General features: G+C 41.3%; 18 protein-coding genes, 4 tRNA genes and 2 pseudogenes. 13 read left to right on the top strand and 11 right to left on the bottom strand.

What is annotated here, in order from left to right:
• Positions 1-41 precede the first annotated feature (41 nt).
• The 4 genes from ACTNES_RS06160 to ACTNES_RS06145 all read right to left on the bottom strand — a co-directional run bounded on the left by ACTNES_RS06160 (position 42) and on the right by ACTNES_RS06145 (position 1,443).
• On the bottom strand, positions 42-269 hold the full coding sequence (locus tag ACTNES_RS06160; protein WP_288548692.1) for a helix-turn-helix domain-containing protein: 228 nt from the start codon (positions 267-269) through the stop codon (positions 42-44).
• Positions 270-675: 406 nt separating this feature from the next.
• Positions 676-746: transfer RNA gene (locus tag ACTNES_RS06155), tRNA-Trp, on the bottom strand.
• 110 nt (positions 747-856) lie between these two features.
• Entirely contained in the window at positions 857-1,093 is a 237-nt protein-coding gene (locus tag ACTNES_RS06150; RefSeq protein WP_291809564.1) for a hypothetical protein, read from the bottom strand.
• 262 nt (positions 1,094-1,355) lie between these two features.
• Positions 1,356-1,443 (bottom strand) — tRNA-Ser (locus tag ACTNES_RS06145).
• Between the two features lie 207 nt (positions 1,444-1,650).
• On the opposite strand from ACTNES_RS06145, the gene epsC reads away from it, so the two are divergent.
• Entirely contained in the window at positions 1,651-2,577 is a 927-nt protein-coding gene (gene epsC, locus ACTNES_RS06140) for a serine O-acetyltransferase EpsC (protein ID WP_216460477.1), read from the top strand.
• 230 nt (positions 2,578-2,807) lie between these two features.
• Here the strand turns inward: epsC and ACTNES_RS06135 are convergent, their stop codons facing one another.
• Positions 2,808-4,685: a glycoside hydrolase family 2 protein gene (locus tag ACTNES_RS06135; RefSeq protein ID WP_441038888.1), complete on the bottom strand. Its 1,878-nt coding sequence runs from the start codon at positions 4,683-4,685 to the stop codon at positions 2,808-2,810.
• Between the two features lie 70 nt (positions 4,686-4,755).
• Complete coding sequence (locus ACTNES_RS06130) at positions 4,756-5,880, bottom strand: ROK family protein (RefSeq protein WP_441038886.1); 1,125 nt, start codon at positions 5,878-5,880, stop codon at positions 4,756-4,758.
• Positions 5,881-6,127: 247 nt separating this feature from the next.
• On the opposite strand from ACTNES_RS06130, the gene ACTNES_RS06125 reads away from it, so the two are divergent.
• Both ACTNES_RS06125 and ACTNES_RS06120 read left to right on the top strand, forming a co-directional pair.
• The gene (locus ACTNES_RS06125; RefSeq protein WP_441038903.1) at positions 6,128-6,427 is read left to right on the top strand and encodes an SDR family NAD(P)-dependent oxidoreductase; all 300 of its coding nucleotides are present in this window, start codon (positions 6,128-6,130) and stop codon (positions 6,425-6,427) included.
• Between the two features lie 102 nt (positions 6,428-6,529).
• Positions 6,530-6,838, top strand: a complete 309-nt coding sequence (locus ACTNES_RS06120; RefSeq protein WP_441038884.1) for an MFS transporter — start codon at positions 6,530-6,532, stop codon at positions 6,836-6,838.
• 49 nt (positions 6,839-6,887) lie between these two features.
• Here the strand turns inward: ACTNES_RS06120 and ACTNES_RS06115 are convergent.
• Positions 6,888-6,986 (bottom strand): annotated as a pseudogene (locus ACTNES_RS06115) (DUF6783 domain-containing protein); the annotation flags it as partial.
• Between the two features lie 250 nt (positions 6,987-7,236).
• Here ACTNES_RS06115 and ACTNES_RS06110 point away from each other — a divergent pair.
• Positions 7,237-7,307: transfer RNA gene (locus tag ACTNES_RS06110), tRNA-Gly, on the top strand.
• A gap of 3 nt (positions 7,308-7,310) precedes the next feature.
• Positions 7,311-7,383, top strand: a tRNA-Gly gene (locus ACTNES_RS06105).
• 235 nt (positions 7,384-7,618) lie between these two features.
• Here the strand turns inward: ACTNES_RS06105 and ACTNES_RS06100 are convergent.
• Positions 7,619-7,834, bottom strand: a complete 216-nt coding sequence (locus ACTNES_RS06100; protein WP_216460479.1) for a DUF378 domain-containing protein — start codon at positions 7,832-7,834, stop codon at positions 7,619-7,621.
• Between the two features lie 236 nt (positions 7,835-8,070).
• Entirely contained in the window at positions 8,071-9,126 is a 1,056-nt protein-coding gene (locus tag ACTNES_RS06095) for a DUF5067 domain-containing protein (RefSeq protein WP_441038883.1), read from the bottom strand.
• 221 nt (positions 9,127-9,347) lie between these two features.
• On the opposite strand from ACTNES_RS06095, the gene ACTNES_RS06090 reads away from it, so the two are divergent.
• From ACTNES_RS06090 to ACTNES_RS06075, 4 genes are all read left to right on the top strand, one after another.
• On the top strand, positions 9,348-10,271 hold the full coding sequence (locus ACTNES_RS06090; protein WP_291809551.1) for an alpha/beta fold hydrolase: 924 nt from the start codon (positions 9,348-9,350) through the stop codon (positions 10,269-10,271).
• 79 nt (positions 10,272-10,350) lie between these two features.
• Positions 10,351-10,497, top strand: coding sequence for a hypothetical protein (locus ACTNES_RS06085; protein ID WP_291816556.1), 147 nt, complete (start codon positions 10,351-10,353; stop codon positions 10,495-10,497).
• 138 nt (positions 10,498-10,635) lie between these two features.
• A complete protein-coding gene (locus ACTNES_RS06080) occupies positions 10,636-11,061 on the top strand; it encodes a hypothetical protein (RefSeq protein ID WP_441038880.1) in 426 nt (141 codons plus the stop codon).
• Positions 11,058-11,564, top strand: a complete 507-nt coding sequence (locus tag ACTNES_RS06075) for a VanZ family protein (protein WP_291809544.1) — start codon at positions 11,058-11,060, stop codon at positions 11,562-11,564. The genes ACTNES_RS06080 and ACTNES_RS06075 overlap by 4 nt, the downstream gene beginning before the upstream one ends.
• 54 nt (positions 11,565-11,618) lie before the next feature.
• Here ACTNES_RS06075 and ACTNES_RS06070 read toward each other — a convergent pair whose 3' ends face one another.
• The gene (locus tag ACTNES_RS06070) at positions 11,619-12,425 is read right to left on the bottom strand and encodes a sirohydrochlorin cobaltochelatase (protein ID WP_441038878.1); all 807 of its coding nucleotides are present in this window, start codon (positions 12,423-12,425) and stop codon (positions 11,619-11,621) included.
• Between the two features lie 283 nt (positions 12,426-12,708).
• On the opposite strand from ACTNES_RS06070, the gene ACTNES_RS06065 reads away from it, so the two are divergent.
• The 3 genes from ACTNES_RS06065 (at position 12,709) to ACTNES_RS06055 (ending at position 16,455) form a co-directional block, all read left to right on the top strand.
• Positions 12,709-13,818 (top strand): glycoside hydrolase family 172 protein, encoded by a 1,110-nt coding sequence (locus tag ACTNES_RS06065; protein ID WP_441038876.1) that lies wholly within the window; start codon positions 12,709-12,711, stop codon positions 13,816-13,818.
• A 227-nt stretch (positions 13,819-14,045) separates the two neighbouring features.
• Positions 14,046-15,383 carry a uracil-xanthine permease family protein gene (locus tag ACTNES_RS06060; RefSeq protein WP_300333905.1) on the top strand — a complete coding sequence of 446 codons (1,338 nt, stop codon included), beginning with the start codon at positions 14,046-14,048 and terminating at the stop codon, positions 15,381-15,383.
• A gap of 136 nt (positions 15,384-15,519) precedes the next feature.
• Complete coding sequence (locus ACTNES_RS06055; RefSeq protein ID WP_300333908.1) at positions 15,520-16,455, top strand: AraC family transcriptional regulator; 936 nt, start codon at positions 15,520-15,522, stop codon at positions 16,453-16,455.
• Between the two features lie 43 nt (positions 16,456-16,498).
• On the opposite strand, the pseudogene ACTNES_RS06050 reads toward ACTNES_RS06055, so the two are convergent.
• Positions 16,499-16,624, bottom strand: a pseudogene (locus tag ACTNES_RS06050) (DUF6783 domain-containing protein); the annotation flags it as partial.
• Between ACTNES_RS06050 and ACTNES_RS06045 the strand changes: the two are divergent.
• The coding region (locus ACTNES_RS06045; protein ID WP_334303421.1) for a DUF6783 domain-containing protein at positions 16,598-16,704 on the top strand (107 nt) is incomplete at its 3' end. The pseudogene ACTNES_RS06050 and the gene ACTNES_RS06045 sit on opposite strands and share 27 nt — an antisense overlap.

Below are 16,704 nucleotides of genomic sequence, written 5' to 3'. Positions count from 1 at the left end.
CATCCATGAAAGGATGCGATACAAGCAATTACTACTGTTCACTATTTCATTTGATCAATCTGACTGTTCTGATCTGGAATGAATTCCATAACATCAGAAATATTGCAGTCAATTACCTGACAAAGCGTATTCAGAGTGGTAGTTGTAATCGGTTTGCCACTTCTGAGCCGCTGGATTGTGTCTGGAAGGATCCCGTGTCGGTTGATCAGTGCGTAAGTACTGATTCCACGATCAGCAATGGTTTTCCAGAATGGGTCATAAGAAATCATAGCATTCACCTCAATATAATAGAAATGTTAACATGATTCTTATTACCTATATGTATGTTAAAGCATCTATTTTATAAGTGAAAAAATGGGAAATGCCTGGAAAATGGGAGATGATGGTTTCTGTTTGGGTTAAAAACCTGAGCCATGTAGCACAACTTTAGTTCCAAGACATGGAATCTGTGTATTGCGAAGCTAGTTATTAATAATGGAGTGAACAATAATTGTATGAAGCAGGCATAATAAAACATATATGAACAGACGCGGATTATAAAAAAGAAATACTACAATATTCACATTGACTGAACATTATAATATTTCTTTGATAATTTTAATGGTTATTCACAACATTTTGTTAAAATAAAACGCTCGAAATTCACCAAATGAGAAAATCGAACGTTCCTTAGAGCAGGGGATGAGAGAATCGAACTCCCACCAAAGGTTTTGGAGACCCCTATCATACCATTTGACCAATCCCCTATAAAATCCTTATCGGAATTTCTTTTACTGTTGCAATTATACATATAAAAGCAACGATTGTCAAGCTTTTATATGTATAATTGCGAAAAAATTACGAGAAATTTTATCTTTTATTTCATAAAATCACAGATATCTACACTTGATCCTAATGGATGTGCGCTAAGTCCATAGACATTGAGAATCCATCGGGTCCAGTGAGCTTGTGGATCGTAATGAAGTCCGTCGATGGTTACCCAGCAATGATCGTACCCCATCCACAGTTTTATGTTTTTATATCCGATTTCTCTTGCCATGGCAGCGAAAGTACAGGAAAAATAGTAGCAGCTGCCGGTTCTGGTAGATAGCATCTGCCTTTAGGATCTGCATAATATAGATTATTCTTGTAAATGAAGTATCCGGTGGCAGGATGACCATATTTATAAAAACAGATGGAAACAGATCCGTAAATACACCTGTAGAACAGGACTTTTTTATTATATAAGGGAATGTGAAAAAGGTCAATTTGATATGCAACATTTAAAAATCTTAAAGGCTTATGTGCGTGACTATAAAGGATGACATGCAGAAGATCATATCCTTGGAATTGCAGTAGAAGAATGGAAATAAAAGCGGAGATGGAGGGATTTGAACCCTCGCACCGGTTGCCCGGCCTACCGCATTTCGAGTGCGGACCCTTCAGCCACTTGGGTACATCTCCATATTAAGATGAAAAACAGTTCCGCAGTATGACCGGAACTGTTTTTTATTATATAAGGAATCCGCAGAAAGGTCAATTCTTTTTTTATTGACGAATTGCTCTCACTGTAATAAGATAATAACAAAATGCGGTTGTTTACCCTGCGGATAAAGGTGAATTTGTCAGAGGCAGGTAGGCAGCTGTGAGGAAAGCGGACAGGTGACGATCATGACAGATAAGAAGAAAACGATTCTGGAAGCTGTGGAGAAGCTGACAGATACTTACCGTAAAGAAGAACTTTTTCTGGGAAGAGACAGAGAACGTCTTCCGAATAAGAAAGAAATCATTAATTTCATTAAAGATATGAGATCCATTATCTTTCCAGGATATTTCAGTGTGGATTCCAGTGCAAGTGTGTTCCCTGAGCATTATGTGGCATACCGCCTGAATGATTTGTATGACTGCTTACAGGAGCAGATAGAGATTGCATTTTTATATCAGGGTGAAGAAGAACAGAAGGCGAAAGAACATGCAGAACAGATTACAGAGAGATTTTTTGCAAATGTACCGGAAATCCAGCGTATGCTGTTGACTGATCTGCAGGCCGGATTTGACGGTGACCCTGCCGCCAAGAGCAAAGAGGAGATTATTTTCTCCTATCCTGGATTCTATGCAATTTATGTATACAGACTTGCACATGTTCTTTATCTGGAGAATGTGCCGTTTATTCCAAGGATTATGTCAGAGTATGCACATGGTTATACAGGAATTGATATCAACCCGGGGGCAACGATTGGAGAGTACTTCTTTATTGACCATGGAACCGGCGTTGTAATCGGTGAGACTACAGAGATTGGAAAGAATGTAAAACTGTATCAGGGCGTGACACTTGGTGCGCTTTCTACCCGTCAGGGACAGCTGCTTGCCAATGTGAAGAGACATCCGACGATCAGAGATAATGTGACAATCTATTCTAATTCTTCTGTACTTGGGGGCGAGACTGTGATCGGTGAGAACACGATTATTGGTGGTAATACCTTTATTACAGAGTCCATTCCGGCAAACACCAAGGTCAGTGCAAAGAGCCCTGAACTTGTGATCAAGAAACCGAGAAGTGCAGTGGAAGCTACAAATGTATGGGATTGGGAGAACTGATCCGGAGTAATTTCAGAGCAGATTGTAATAATTCACTAAGTAAACATAGCTTTACTATATAAATAAGAAAATAAAACAATCCTGGTTAGTGCAAGGGGCTTATGCCTTGTAGCTTACGCAGGATTGTTTTATTTTTGCAGACATATTCGGTTTTATTTTCAGAATGTCTGACTGATTGTAGCGGGAAACTAATATCTGCCGGACAGAGAGTTTTATTAAGAATTATAGTTTTATAAGGATGTTTTTAATGTCTTATTCCATTTCTTTATAACCGATGGATCCATCTTTATTTTTTTGCGGTCATAAGTAAGCAGGCCGTTAGTTTCTTCTTCAATATCCGAAAGCTGCGTATAAATTGTCGCAGAATATCCATTTTTTACAGAAGGTACAATGGTATCTTTCATCAATTTAGAGAAGCCATCAGCGAGGGCTTTGCTGCTGGTAAATTTTTTATATCCGTAAATATTTTTGCATGCACTGTGCTTCGGGATGCGAAGGGAGTAACCTCCGAATTCGGAAAGTGCAAGCACACGGTCTGACTTTGGAACAGGAAGTCCGAGGAAATAGTAGTGCAGACTGTTGATATCTCCGCAATCCTGGTCAAACCAGCCGCTTGCGGAATCTACCAGGCGGGAAGGATCAAGTCGGTGGATAAATTCTGTAACTTCTTTTGTAGAAAATTGTCCCCATCCTTCATTAAAAGGCACCCATGTAACAATCGAAGGATGATTATATAAAGCCTTTATCATATCACGAAGTTCATAGATATATTCCTGACGTCCGTCTTTGTCTGTACGGGAAAGAAGGCGAGGATGAACATCTTTCACCGGAATGCGTGTCCAGTTCAGCAGAGTTGCAAGGTAGGTGACAAACCAGTGCTGGTAGTCTGAGCCTCCGTTTGGTATATCCTGCCACACGAGCATACCCATACGGTCACAGTGGAAATACCAGCGGTCTGTTTCAACTTTGCCGTGCTTGCGGAGCATATTGAAGCCCAGATTTTTCATGGCACGGATATCATAGATCAGTGCTTCATCAGAAGGGGCAGTATAAAGTCCGTCCGGCCAGTATCCCTGATCCAGAATGCCGCTCTGAAAATAAGGATGATTATTCAGGAATAAGCGGGGATAGCCATCATCAGCTAACTGGACATCGCATTTGCGAAGGGCAAAATAGCCAAGAACACGGTCTTCACCATATTCCAGGGAATATGGGTAGAGCCATGGTTCCTCCGGAGTCCAGGATTTCTGTGCATTTTCCGGAATAAGAATAGCAGATTCTTTTCCAGGCAGTAAAACAGCAGAAGTAATTTCAGCATGCAGCAGATCATCGGTAAGCCCTTCAGCATCCAGAAAAACCGGAGGATAGATTTTACAGATAATATCACAAGGATGATTGCTATGTATGGCGGTTATATTGTTGGATTCAGACTGAGATTGTACAGAAACAGTGCGAACTCTCATACGGACCTGTCCATGATCGTAATCTGGAGTGGTGCGAATATCTTTTATGTATTCATTTGGTACCATTTCCATCCATACTGTCTGCCAGATCCCGCTCTGTGCAGTATAAAACATCCCACCGCGATTCAGCTGCTGTTTTCCTCTGGCATGGTAAGAAGTATCGCTGAAATCGTGTACACTGATGAGGATAGAAACCGTGAGGTCTTCTGTGACAAAGTCTGTGATGTCTACAGTAAACGGTAGATATCCGCCTTTATGATAAGCCACGAATTTACCTCCTATGTATACGCTGCAGATCTGGTCAACAGCGCCGAAATGAAGAAGAAGCCGCTGACTGTTCACATCTAGACAGCCTTCCGGAAGCTGGACAACGCGGGAATACCACAGAACTTCATCAGGCAAAAGCTGTCTGTTGACCTGAGAAAGTGGTGCTTCCGGTGAAAATGGAACCAGAATCTGACCATCGAACGGAAAGTATTCATTTTCATAAAACTGATATGGCAGAATCCGCTTTTCTGTGATCAGATAATTCCACATGCCATTCAGATTGATCCAGTGTTTTCGTTTCATACCCGGACGTGGGTATTCTTTTAATGTTTCTCCCTGAGCTGCCGCTTCAGTCCAGATAGTCTTCAGTTTTTTCAAATCTATGTCCTCCTCTGAAATTTTATATAAATGTTCGTAACTGTTCAGTACTTTCACAGGTATCAATAATCTACATATTCAGAAATTTCTGAATATAGGGCAATGCTGCACCGATCGTAATATTGTGTTTCGGCATTTTACTGATGTGCAGGAAGTCCTGATTCTCCGAAAACGGAGTCATTCTGCGGATCTCTTCATGGATATAGGAGAGATCCTTCTCCTGAAGATAGGGTGCGAGATATCCGCCAAGGATAAAATCCTGATCATAGATCAAATGCAGAAGGTTGATGGATCTGGCAAGGTGTGACAGATACTCCTGCCAGCGTTTGCTCTCACTTTCTTCCCTGTTTCGGACTTTTGCAAAGAAGCTGTCCAGTGTTTCAACATCATTCAGAAGTGCATCCAGAGAACAGAGAGTTTCCATACATCCGTGTTTACCACAGTAGCAAAGCCGGCCCTTTGGCTCCATTGGTACATGCTCAATGGTAGAATTATGTCCATGTTTACCAGTGATGATCTCACGATTTATGATCAGAGAGGCTCCTAGATGCTTGCTGAGAGAAAGGTAGCAGGCATCTTTCAGCTCCGGGGAAATCCAGAGTTCAGAAATTGCAGCGCTGTCCGCATCGTGGATAAAAGAGCAGGGATAAGGAAGATATCTGGTAAAGACATTAATGGAAAGCCCAGTGCATTCCAGAATCTTACCATATAACATTGTCTGTGAGTCTGGGGAAACCAATCCCTGCATGGCAAAACCAATCCCCAGGATCTGCTCATCCCGGATACCGACAGAATCTTTAAAAGACAGAATCTGTGAGGTTACCTGTTCGAAATAGGAATCCTCGTCTTTATAAGAAATCTCAAATACGGAACGTTCTATTTTTTTTCCATATAGATCAACAATGATCATCTTTACTTCTTTTTTTAGGATTTCTACGCCGATTCCTACCCGGAAATCAGGCACGATCGTATATGCACTTGCTTTTCTGCCGACATATTCGGTATCGATCTGGCCATTCTTGTTGATCAGTCCGTCTTCCTCAAGAGAAGAAAGATTGGTTGTCACAGTTGGACGGCTTAAATGAAGATCATAAGCGATATCCTGCTGTGAGACCTTTTCTTTTCTATAAATATACTGATAGATCAGGTTTCTGTTATTTTCCCTGATTTGGTTTGGTGTAATGCTTTTTTTCATATGATGTCACCTGTTTTGTAAAAATATTTTGCAAAATGAAACTACAATGTTATTATAACAAGGAGAAAAAAAACGTCCATTGTTGAAAATGCATAGTTTTGCCAGGGAAAGATTAGAAATAATTACAGATTGACGAAATGGCATTTATTGATTATTACGTAACTGTAATTTGATAAATGATTTTACGAAATAAATTAATCAAAAACAATAACAAAAATAGCCAGGCAGATATACAACAAAATAATATCTGCAGAAATCAGAGAAACAGCAAACAGTAAAAATAAAAAAAGAAAAGGAGAATCATTATGGGAATCATCGAGAAAATGAGACTGGATGGCAAAAAAAGGTTTTTGTAACAGGTGCAGCGAAAGGAATCGGAAAATGCACAGCAACTGCTTTTGCAGAGGCCGGCGCAGATGTAGCGATTGTTGACCTTGACTTCGAAGAAGCGCAGAAAACTGCAAAGGAACTTGCAGAGAAAACAGGCAGAAAGATAATTGCTATTAAGACTGACTGCACAGACAAGGAACAGGTAGATGCAATATAACCTTGGCAGAACAGAATGGCTGTCACTGGTAGGTATTCTCTCCGGACTTCCAATGCTTCTCGCCCTTCCTGCACTGGAAAAAAATTCAGCAAGAAAAACCTGATGTTCTTCAGTGTTGCAGGCCTGATCGCTGCATTCCAGGGATTCTTTGTAAAAGGCGGCATGGGACTGACCAGTTTTATTATTGGTGTGTTTCTGAAGAATGGTGGCTATGTAGCCAATGCAGTTCAGACAGAAAAAGCACTTTTTTATATTGAGATCTGTTTTATCTGGATTCCGATCGTGCTTTGTGTGATTATTGCGGTTCTTACGTATTTCTATAAACTGGATTCTCTCAGAACAACTATGACAGAGGAGCTGGACAACAGAAGAGAGAGTATGAACATAAAATGTGAAGCTCTGGCAGAATAAAGATAAGTTGTCAGGTTTTGCAAAGATAGTCAGATGACTGGGCATATTGTCAAATACAGATTATATAGAAATAGTCGTCATTATAACTAGAGCGTGTTTGAAAAATCATTCCGGCAATCTGCACGCCCCACTTTGCGGTATATTTTGCAGAAAGCCTTTTTCAAACATGCTCTAGCAGTGGAAGAGAGCTTGCTTTAGTTGCAAGAAGCGAGTTCTTTTTCAACGTTGTTTTTGCTTGCATATTGCTATAAAACGAAAAAAAGAATTGCCTGTTAACAGTGAAATTGTATATATTGTTAAAAAAATATAAAAAATTCAAATTTAGTGTTGACAAATGAAGATTCATCATATATACTAGTCTTCGTCGGTGAGACAGAGACGTACAGACAATAGACTGTGCGGGTGTAGTTCAATGGTAGAACACCAGCCTTCCAAGCTGGATACGTGGGTTCGATTCCCATCACCCGCTTGTGCGATAGTGGCGTAGTTGGTAACGCGCGACCTTGCCAAGGTCGAGACCGCGGGTTCGAGCCCCGTCTATCGCTCTTGAGACTTCGGATTTTCCGAAGTCTTTTTTCTGTTTCCGGATATAGTTTATTGCAAAAATTTTTGGTTTGTATACATAGAATAGTGGTCACCAGAAAGAATTTGTTTTGGCATCATTATTCAAAAAAGTTTTTGGAAAGTGGAAATAAAAAACTGCCGCATATTCAATAAAAAATATACAGCAGTCTCTTAGGAAGGATTATAGAATTATGATATCTGATATCAGATGTCAGCTCAGGATTGTTCTGAGACAGTGTCGGAATCACCGTAAAAGGTCAGGAGATAGAGTCCGCAGATTCCTACCAGACCATATACGATCCTGGAGATCCAGCTCATGCTTCCGAAAAGGAGAGCGACCAGGTTCAGATTGAAGAAACCAATCAGTCCCCAGTTAACAGCTCCGATAATGGCGATAGTAAGCGCCGTATATCTTAAACATTTGCTTCCCATAAGTCACCATCCTTTCATAAACCTGTTGCTGTATGCAGCTTACACAGGAATCATAAAGCTATTACATTCCTTATTGTTCCACAGAAAATAAAAAATATGCACAGCAGATCCAAATTAAATTTTGAATGCTGTGCATATTTTGCTTTTCATTAATGATTTAAGGTGTACAAATCAAAAATTTATTTTGTAATTTCTTAAAGCAACTGTATTTAGAAAAAATATATTTAAAAATAGGCTTATTTTACTTTAAGAATCTGTTTTGCAACTGCATCTTCATCAAAGGAAAATGCCTCCTGTGCCTGAACAGTTACATCGCTCTCATCTGTCAGTGTAAATGCCTGACATACATTAACTGTCTGTCCCGGCTGGATCTCAGCTGTAAAATGATCAATTGCATCATCATTATTCTCTGGAATAGCAGCTTCGCAGGCTTCTCCATGCTGATAAGCCTTTAAGCTTACATCTACCATTGCGCTGGAAGCAGTAGATTCGTTGTTCGTATAATCATAATAAACCATAATACAAGGATTTCCGGCGAAATCTTTCGTGATCACATGTTTGGTATATTTGATTGTAAATTTGTCTGTTGTAAGGTTAAGAGTATCATCAGCAGATGCTTCCGGTGCACTGGAAGCTGAGGAATCTTCGCTGTCTGTATTGTTGAGAGAGTTATTGATCTCATCCTCAACACTCTTGAAATTTGCAGACATAATTTTGACTGTCTCATCATCCAGAGAAACAATCTTCCATCCGGAATTGATTTTGATCAGCGGATAGGTGATATCCGCTTCAGAGAACTCATCTTTTTCTACTTTCTTAGCCTGCTCATTCAGAATAGATGCAAGTGTTTCCTGAGTTTCATCTTCGGAAAGCTGATTTCCGGCATAAGCATTGGAAACAATCTGACGAAGAAATTCCGTGATAGTTGCCTTATAAATATTAGTTCCATCAATGTAGGTGATATGTGCAGTGACGGAAGCAGTGCCGTTCTGAATGTCGAATCTGTTTTTTGTGATCTTGTAAGTCATTTTTTTGTTGATCTCTGAGAAGAAATCAGTGTATGCAGTGTTACGGATATCTGCGTTGTCCAGCGCAGAGAGATCACTGCTCTGAATCATGGATTCCATTGTAGTGAAGTCCATGTTCTGCATACTGTCAAGAAACTGCTCGACTGCTTTGCGTGGCTGCTGACGCTGATAGAAATAAAATCCTGCGCCTCCACCGATAGCGAGAACCAGGATCAGGATAAAAATGATCAGTCCTGCATGCCCTTTTTTATTCTTTTTTGCCATGTTTCCTCCTGTCTTGGAGCATAATTGCTCTGAAACGTGTTAAATACTTGTGTTACCGGGCACGGAGTGAACAGTAACACGATAGTTTCGTGAATAATAACATTATACCAGAATGCGTTGACAATGGCAAATTCCTTCAATTATAATCAGGATAACAGGGGTGGTAACGTTATTGAGAACAGTAACGTGCAAATATAATACAGGAAAGAAGGCGTGAATTTATGAAATACGAGAGTTCTTTTAAATCAGAAGCGGACGGGCTTGAGATTTCGATTATGGCAGTGATCCCGGATAAGAAACCATACCGCGCAGTTGTACAGCTGGTGCATGGCATGAGCGAACATAAAGAGAGATATCTTCCATTTATGCAGTATCTGGCGAATCTTGGATATGTGACAGTGATTCATGATCACAGAGGACATGGAAAGAGCGTGAAATATCAGGAAGATCTGGGCTTTACATATGGTGGCGGAGCAAAAGCAATGCTCCAGGATATCCGTACCGTAAATCGAAAAATACATACTCAATATCCGGACCTTCCGGTGATCCTTATGGGACACAGTATGGGTTCTCTGGCAGTGAGAGCGTTTGTTGCAGAGCATGACAGTTGTGTGGATATGCTGATCGTGTGTGGTTCTCCGAGCTACAACACGGCAATGCCGCTGGGCGTAGGCATTGCAAAGATGGAAAAGGCTGTCTTTGGACCAAGACACAGGAGTAAGCTGATCGAAGCGATGTCCTTTGGCGCAGGAGCTGCCAAATTCAGAAAAGATAAAACCTGTACTGCCTGGATCTGCTCAGATCCGAAGGTAGCACAGGAGTATAAGGAATCTGAATTGTGTGGTTTCACGTTTACAGATGATGCATATCTGGCATTATTTGAGCTGATGAAACGTGCTTATGACACAGAGAAATTTTCGTGTACGAATCCGAAGATGCCGGTGTTGTTTGTGAGTGGAGCAGAGGATCCATGTCTGATCAATGTGCGTCATTTTGCAAAAACAGTAAAGGCAATGCGTCATGCAGGATATCTTGATGTAAAGGGAAAATTATATCCGGGCATGCGTCATGAGATCCTGAACGAAATTGGTAAAGAGCAGGTATATCATGATATCGCAGTTTATATGAGGAAAAAAGGTTTCTGATCATTTGCAGTATAAGATAGAAGTATCCGGTTAGAATAATATGCGTTACCAGAAATACGTGAAGGGGAGAAATCGGATATTGAAAAAATTAAGAATATTACTGTTGATACTGGCAGTAACCGGATGCGTGGAATGTACAGGATGCGCTGCAAAAAAGTCAGAATCAGAACAGGGAGAGCTAGTGAGAAATGAGAGGCTGTTGGAGAAATCCGGCAGTCTTTCTTAATGTAAGGCTTTACGTTTAGGTGAAAAAATGATAAGATAATATTCAAAATTTAACCAAATAAACTGCGAAGCAGTCACAAGGTTATAAGCAGAGGATTCTATCTGCTTAATATGAAATGGATTACAAAGGAGGAACTCCATGGAAGAAAATAAAAATGAAGAACTGCAGGAACAGGTTCATACAGAAAGCCAGGAGGAACAGAAGCCGTCCTCCAATGCACGATTCATGCTCTGGACTTTGGCAGGAATCTACTTATTGTATACCGGCTATAGTCTGTGTAAAGGATTTATAACAGGAGCAGAAGGTACTGGCATTGGATTTATGTTTGCCGGAATTGCGTTTGCGGTCATTGGCGTGGGCCTGTTAGTTGCCAGCATAAAGACTATGATCTCAGAGGATAAGCTGAAGAAAGCAAAAGCTGCAAAGGATGCTGCAATGGCTGCTGCGGCAGGCGGTGAGCTGGATAAAGGTGATGGATCAGGTACAAAGAAATCCATGAGTATTTCAGAGAGAGCAAATCTGGCAAAGAGATTAGAAAATGAAGAGGAAAGCGAGGAAGAATGAAAATATTGATCACATTGCTGAAGCCTCTTTCCTTTTTGCCGGCGTTGTTGATGATGTACGTTATCTATTCTTTTTCAGCACAGCCGGGTGAGGTTTCAGGAAATCTGAGTTATCAGGTAAGCTATGATATTGTAGAATTAAAAAGTGAACTTTTATCTGAGAATTTAAGCAGTGATGAATTAGCTTATAAAGCGGACGGGATTCATTATTATGTGCGAAAAGCAGCGCATATGACGGAATACTTTCTGCTAGCTATTGCGATTTCCTTTCCATTATATGTGTATGGTGTGAGAGGAATCTGGCTGATGATCCTTGCGGGGATCGTCTGTGTGGGATTTGCCGGACTGGATGAATATCACCAGTCATTTGTAGGCGGTCGTACTCCGGCAGTAAAGGATGTGTGCATTGACAGCAGCGGTGCATTTATCGGTATCCTGCTGGTTCAGGCATTCTGCTGGTCAGCGTTGAATAATCCAAACAAAAAGAAGAAAAAACGTAAATAAAAAACTGTAGGTGTTCTGTGTAAGAAACAGAATGCCCACAGTTTTTTGTTAGCCTTAAGCCTGAATTTCTGACAGTTTGTTCAGTCCTGCTTTGGTATGGCGGATAAAGATATCTCTGACTGCCTGGATTTCTCCGAGCCCCTTCAAAGTACAAGTGACAGAATAGCCTTCTTTTTCCAGAATACTTTTCCAGGAATCATCATCTTCTCCGGACATATCATTGGTGGCATGATCGCCCGCAACGATCATGAAAGGTGCCAGATGAACATGGTCTGGGTGAAGTTCCTCTAATTCATCGAGAAAACTTTCGATAGAAAAATCTCCCTCGACAGTACCCATATGTATATTGGAATAGCCGAAATGTTTGAACAGCTGATCCATTTCAGGATAGAGTTCATTGGCAACATGCTCTGTTCCATGTCCCATAAATAAGAGAACTTCGTCAGATCCGGGATGATATTCCCGGGCCATAGCCTGACAGACTTCTTTTTTATCCTGGCTGGTGACCATCAGGGAATCACAGATGATGATGGATTCAAAGTCCTTTTCAAATGCCATAACTTTCTGTTTCATGGCGTCGCTTTCAAAGCCTGTGATCACGTAAGTCGGCTGTACGACCACATTTCGGAAGCCGTCTTCTCTGATCTGAAGCATAGCTTCATCAATATCCATAATGTGAATACCGTCGCGCTTCAGCAGTTTGGCGCGGATGCGCGGGCTGGTCCACGCGCGGTACAGTGGATATTCAGGATAAGCGTTGTTCAGATCTTTTTCTATCTGTTCGATTGTTTTCTTTCGCGTTTCTTCGTAACTTGTACCAAAGCTGACAACAAGAATTGCTGTTTTTTCAGATGCCCCCATATTAGATCTCCTTATATTAAGCATAATGCAGTTATTTCTCCAGGTACTGTTATTCCGCAAGAACAGCAGTGGATAATAACAGAATAATTGACTGCGCACTCATATAAGATATCTGCAGTTGCCGGGCATAGTGTGACCGGTAACCATCTGTTCTATTATACAGAGGAAAATGTGGAAACTCAAGTATGAAAAGGGGTTAAAAACAGGAAAATTGCATGGTATAATAAATATGTTGATTACAGTTGAACGGCAGAGGTTCATAGGAGAAAAGGAGGCAGAAAATATGTATCAGTCATTTACAGGCGGACTTGGAGGAATTGCACTTGCGAAGCATGGAAGAAGCCGTGCGATCAATGCAGAGAATCCCCACGGGGAGAAGGGGAAAGGCGGAATGGCCGCAAGCGAACTTGGTCCGTCAAGAAAAGGCAGTCCGTGTCTGAGAGATATAGAGCCGGGGGCAGTCATAACTCTGGCAGAGATGGAAGGTTCGGGAGAGATCAATCATATTTGGATCACAGTGGATAATAAAACAACAGATGCAGACTGTTTCGTATTAAGAGATCTGGTCATACGCATGTACTGGGATGATGAGGAGACACCATCGGTAGAAAGTCCGCTTGGAGATTTCTTCTGTTGCGGATTCGGCAGAGAATGCATTGTAAATTCTGTACCGATGGCAGTGGTGCCAAGCAGAGGATTTAACTGCTATTTTCCAATGCCGTTTAAGAAGAAAGCAAAGATCACGCTGGAGAACCAGCATGCAAATAAGATCCCGGCATTTTTCTATCAGGTAGATTATTGTCTGTATGATGAACTTCCGGAAGATATCACATATTTCCATGCACAGTGGAGACGGGAGCGTCTCACAGAGAAACAGAAAGATTACACGATACTTGACGGTGTAAAAGGCAAAGGCCATTATGTAGGAACTTATATTGCGCTGACAACACTGGAGCGTTACTGGTGGGGTGAGGGTGAAGTGAAATTCTATATTGATGGAGACGATGAATATCCGACAATCTGTGGAACAGGTTCAGAAGATTATTTCGGCGGTTCCTGGAGTTTTGCGAAACAGGTAAATGGAAAAACTGTGGAGCAGACTTACAATACGCCATATCTTGGATATCCATACTATTCTGCACATGATGAACTGATCCATAATCCATATCATAATGATGACTGTCCTCCGATGCGTGGATTTTACCGCTGGCATATTCAGGATCCGATCTGCTTTGAAGAAGATCTGAGAGTAACCATTCAGCAGATTGGAGTAGGGTACAGAGGAATGTTTGAAAGACAGGATGATGTGGCGAGTGTTGCATACTGGTATCAGACACTTCCGCATGCACCATTTGCGCCATTAATGGCAAAAGAGGACAGATGGCCGCGGTAAAAAAATACTCAGAAAATTGCAAAAAAATTCAGTTCCTCAAAAAAAGAACCATAAAATAGAATGTCTGATAAATTGCTTGCGGAATTATAGCCGAAGCTTTATAATGGAAGGACAACACAAAAAGTTGTCTTTATATTCTCTCAATTCTGAAAAATATTTAGAGAGACAAAGGCGGCTTAGAGCAGTTGAAGTATTGGGGTAGTAAACTGTTCGGAAAGGAGGTTCTTTTGGGGAACAAAGATTGCAGTATTAACAACATTTATCAATTGGAGGGAAGAGTACCGATCGCTAAGGCAATTCCGTTTGGACTGCAGCACATTCTGGCGATGTTCGTGTCAAACCTGGCGCCGATCACGTTGATCGCGGCAGCAGCTCAGCCATCGCTGAGTCAGGCACAGATTGCCATTCTTTTGCAGAATGCCATGTTTGTAGCCGGTATTGCGACTCTGGTACAGCTGTACCCGGTCTGGAAGATAGGATCGAAACTTCCGGTAGTTATGGGTGTCAGCTTTACATTCGTTACAGTATTATGCACGGTATCTGCCAATTACGGATATCCGGCAGTAGTCGGATCAGTCATTATTGGTGGTCTGATGGAAGGTACGCTGGGACTTCTTGCAAAGTACTGGCGTAAGATCATTACACCTGTAGTTGCTGCATCTGTAGTAACAGCGATTGGTTTTTCCTTATTTACAGTAGGTGCGAGATCATTTGGCGGTGGATACAATGAGGATTTCGGTTCTGCACAGAACCTGCTCCTTGGTACGATCACTTTGGCAGTATGCCTGATCTGGAACATTGCAGTGAAAGGATATCTGAAACAGCTTTCTGTTCTGGCAGGTCTGATCGTGGGATACATAGTAGCGATCTTTATGGGAAAAGTAGATTTAAGTGCGATTATGTCAGGTGGTCTGGTTTCTCTGCCGTATTTTATGCCTTTTAAACCGGAATTCCATCCTGGAGCAATTCTTTCAACCTGCATTATTTTCCTTGTATCAGCAGCAGAAACGATCGGAGATACTTCCGCACTTGTTTCCGGCGGTCTGGACAGAAAGATTACGGGCGAAGAGATTTCAGGTTCCCTTGCCTGTGACGGATATGCATCTACATTTTCTGCATTGTTCGGATGCCCGCCTGTAACATCATTCTCACAGAATGTTGGTCTGGTGGCTATGACGAAAGTTGTAAACAGATTTACGATCATGACCGGTGCGGCATGTATGATCCTTGCAGGTCTGCTTCCGCCGGTTGGTAACTTTTTTGCATCCCTGCCGGATGCAGTTCTCGGTGGATGTACGATCATGATGTTTGGTACGATCCTTACATCTGGTGTTCAGATGATCGCAGACTGTGGATTTTCACATCGTAATATTGTGATCATTTCCCTGTCTCTTTCCATTGGAATCGGATTTACTACAGCAAGTGAGAGCGGTATCTGGGACATTTTCCCGGATCTGGTTCAGTCTGTATTTGCAAGCAATGTAGTTGCAGTTGTTTTTGTAGTATCTGTATTATTGAGCTGCATCCTTCCGAAGAATATGGATATTCAGAAAATTGATAAATAATAAGTCTGTCTTAAACAAAGCAGGTAAGTTCCCTGTTCTGATGCAATTTGCTGAGAACAGGGAATTTTTGGGAAAAGAATAAACAGAGAGAAAAAAGATTCATTAACTGATATCAAATAACAGGAGGCATATTTTCATGCAGAATCAACAGCCATCAACTTTAAAGGAAATCCGCGTCCACGGTACACAGAATTTTCCCTGTGCTTTTTATCAGACGGGAACCAGGATAAAAGGAAATATAGTAAAGCATCACTGGCATGAAGAGGTGGAACTTCTTTATTTCTCAGGTGGAGAGTTCTGCCTGGAGGTAAATATGGAACGTTTCCATATTTCAGAGGAATGTTTCTATTTTATTAATCCTGGAGAACTGCACAGCATCAATGTTGAGAAAAACGGAGGATGTGTGGAGAATGCAGTGGTTTTTCACATGGATATGCTGAATTCTTCTTATTCTCTGGATCAGATCCAGACAAATCTGATCCAGCCGGTTCAGAACGGAAGTATCCAGTTTCCGAGATGTCTGAGGAAGGATGAGCCGGCATTTGAACAGGTGAGAACTGCGTATGAAGAAATCCAGAATGCATTTTCAGGATCGGCTTACCGGGGGGATTATTATGACGGTGAGGCGGTTACGGATGATATTACACGCCAGTTGTTTATCAAATCTGCACTGCTTCGGATCCTGGCGGTGTTGTCTGCCAATAACCTGTTTGAAGTGACAGAGAAGAATCATGACCGTTGGATTGAAACAATCAAGACTACTCTGACTTATATTCAGGAGAACTATAAAGAGAAGATTTATATTCGTGATCTGGCAGGATTGATCGGGATGAATGAACAGTATTTCTGCAGATTCTTTAAGAAGGTCATAGGGCGTTCACCTATGGAATATGTGAATGAATACAGGATCAAGAAGGCAATCCATTATCTGAAGGAATCAGATCTGACAGTTACGGAAATCTGCCTGGAATGCGGTTATAATAATCTGGGAAATTTTCTCAGGGAGTTCCGGAAATATACATCGACGACACCATTGCAGTACCGCAGGCATTCATTGAAAGAAACACAGTAAATAAAGATCAGATAAGTAAGCTTGGAAGAGATAAAAAGTTTATTTATCTGATTTTTATTTTTGCAGAAAAGGTGCTAGAGCGTGTTTGAAAAATCATTCCTGCAATCTGCACGCCCCAATTTGCGGTATATTTTGCCCGAATTTGGTTGTCGTAGCCCGCTACGACGCCCTCATCCGAACAAAATCTCCCACAAATTGTGACGCACATCTTGCAGAAAGTCTTTTTCAAACACGCTCTAATACAGGTTG

Origin of the sequence: Blautia sp. HCP3S3_D9 (genome assembly GCF_052063845.1) — a bacterium.
Lineage (GTDB): Bacteria > Bacillota > Clostridia > Lachnospirales > Lachnospiraceae > Blautia_A.
This window is presented reverse-complemented; position numbering and strand designations above follow the sequence as displayed.

What these genes read in the sequence shown, in the direction of transcription:
- ACTNES_RS06160 (WP_288548692.1), bottom strand. Translation starts at nt 269, where the DNA reads ATGATTTCTTATGACCCATTCTGGAAAACCATTGCTGATCGTGGAATC.
- ACTNES_RS06150 (WP_291809564.1), bottom strand. Translation starts at nt 1,093, where the DNA reads ATGCTATCTACCAGAACCGGCAGCTGCTACTATTTTTCCTGTACTTTC.
- epsC (WP_216460477.1), top strand. Translation starts at nt 1,651, where the DNA reads ATGACAGATAAGAAGAAAACGATTCTGGAAGCTGTGGAGAAGCTGACA.
- ACTNES_RS06130 (WP_441038886.1), bottom strand. Translation starts at nt 5,880, where the DNA reads ATGAAAAAAAGCATTACACCAAACCAAATCAGGGAAAATAACAGAAAC.
- ACTNES_RS06120 (WP_441038884.1), top strand. Translation starts at nt 6,530, where the DNA reads ATGTTCTTCAGTGTTGCAGGCCTGATCGCTGCATTCCAGGGATTCTTT.
- ACTNES_RS06100 (WP_216460479.1), bottom strand. Translation starts at nt 7,834, where the DNA reads ATGGGAAGCAAATGTTTAAGATATACGGCGCTTACTATCGCCATTATC.
- ACTNES_RS06095 (WP_441038883.1), bottom strand. Translation starts at nt 9,126, where the DNA reads ATGGCAAAAAAGAATAAAAAAGGGCATGCAGGACTGATCATTTTTATC.
- ACTNES_RS06090 (WP_291809551.1), top strand. Translation starts at nt 9,348, where the DNA reads ATGAAATACGAGAGTTCTTTTAAATCAGAAGCGGACGGGCTTGAGATT.
- ACTNES_RS06080 (WP_441038880.1), top strand. Translation starts at nt 10,636, where the DNA reads ATGGAAGAAAATAAAAATGAAGAACTGCAGGAACAGGTTCATACAGAA.
- ACTNES_RS06075 (WP_291809544.1), top strand. Translation starts at nt 11,058, where the DNA reads ATGAAAATATTGATCACATTGCTGAAGCCTCTTTCCTTTTTGCCGGCG.
- ACTNES_RS06070 (WP_441038878.1), bottom strand. Translation starts at nt 12,425, where the DNA reads ATGGGGGCATCTGAAAAAACAGCAATTCTTGTTGTCAGCTTTGGTACA.
- ACTNES_RS06065 (WP_441038876.1), top strand. Translation starts at nt 12,709, where the DNA reads ATGTATCAGTCATTTACAGGCGGACTTGGAGGAATTGCACTTGCGAAG.
- ACTNES_RS06055 (WP_300333908.1), top strand. Translation starts at nt 15,520, where the DNA reads ATGCAGAATCAACAGCCATCAACTTTAAAGGAAATCCGCGTCCACGGT.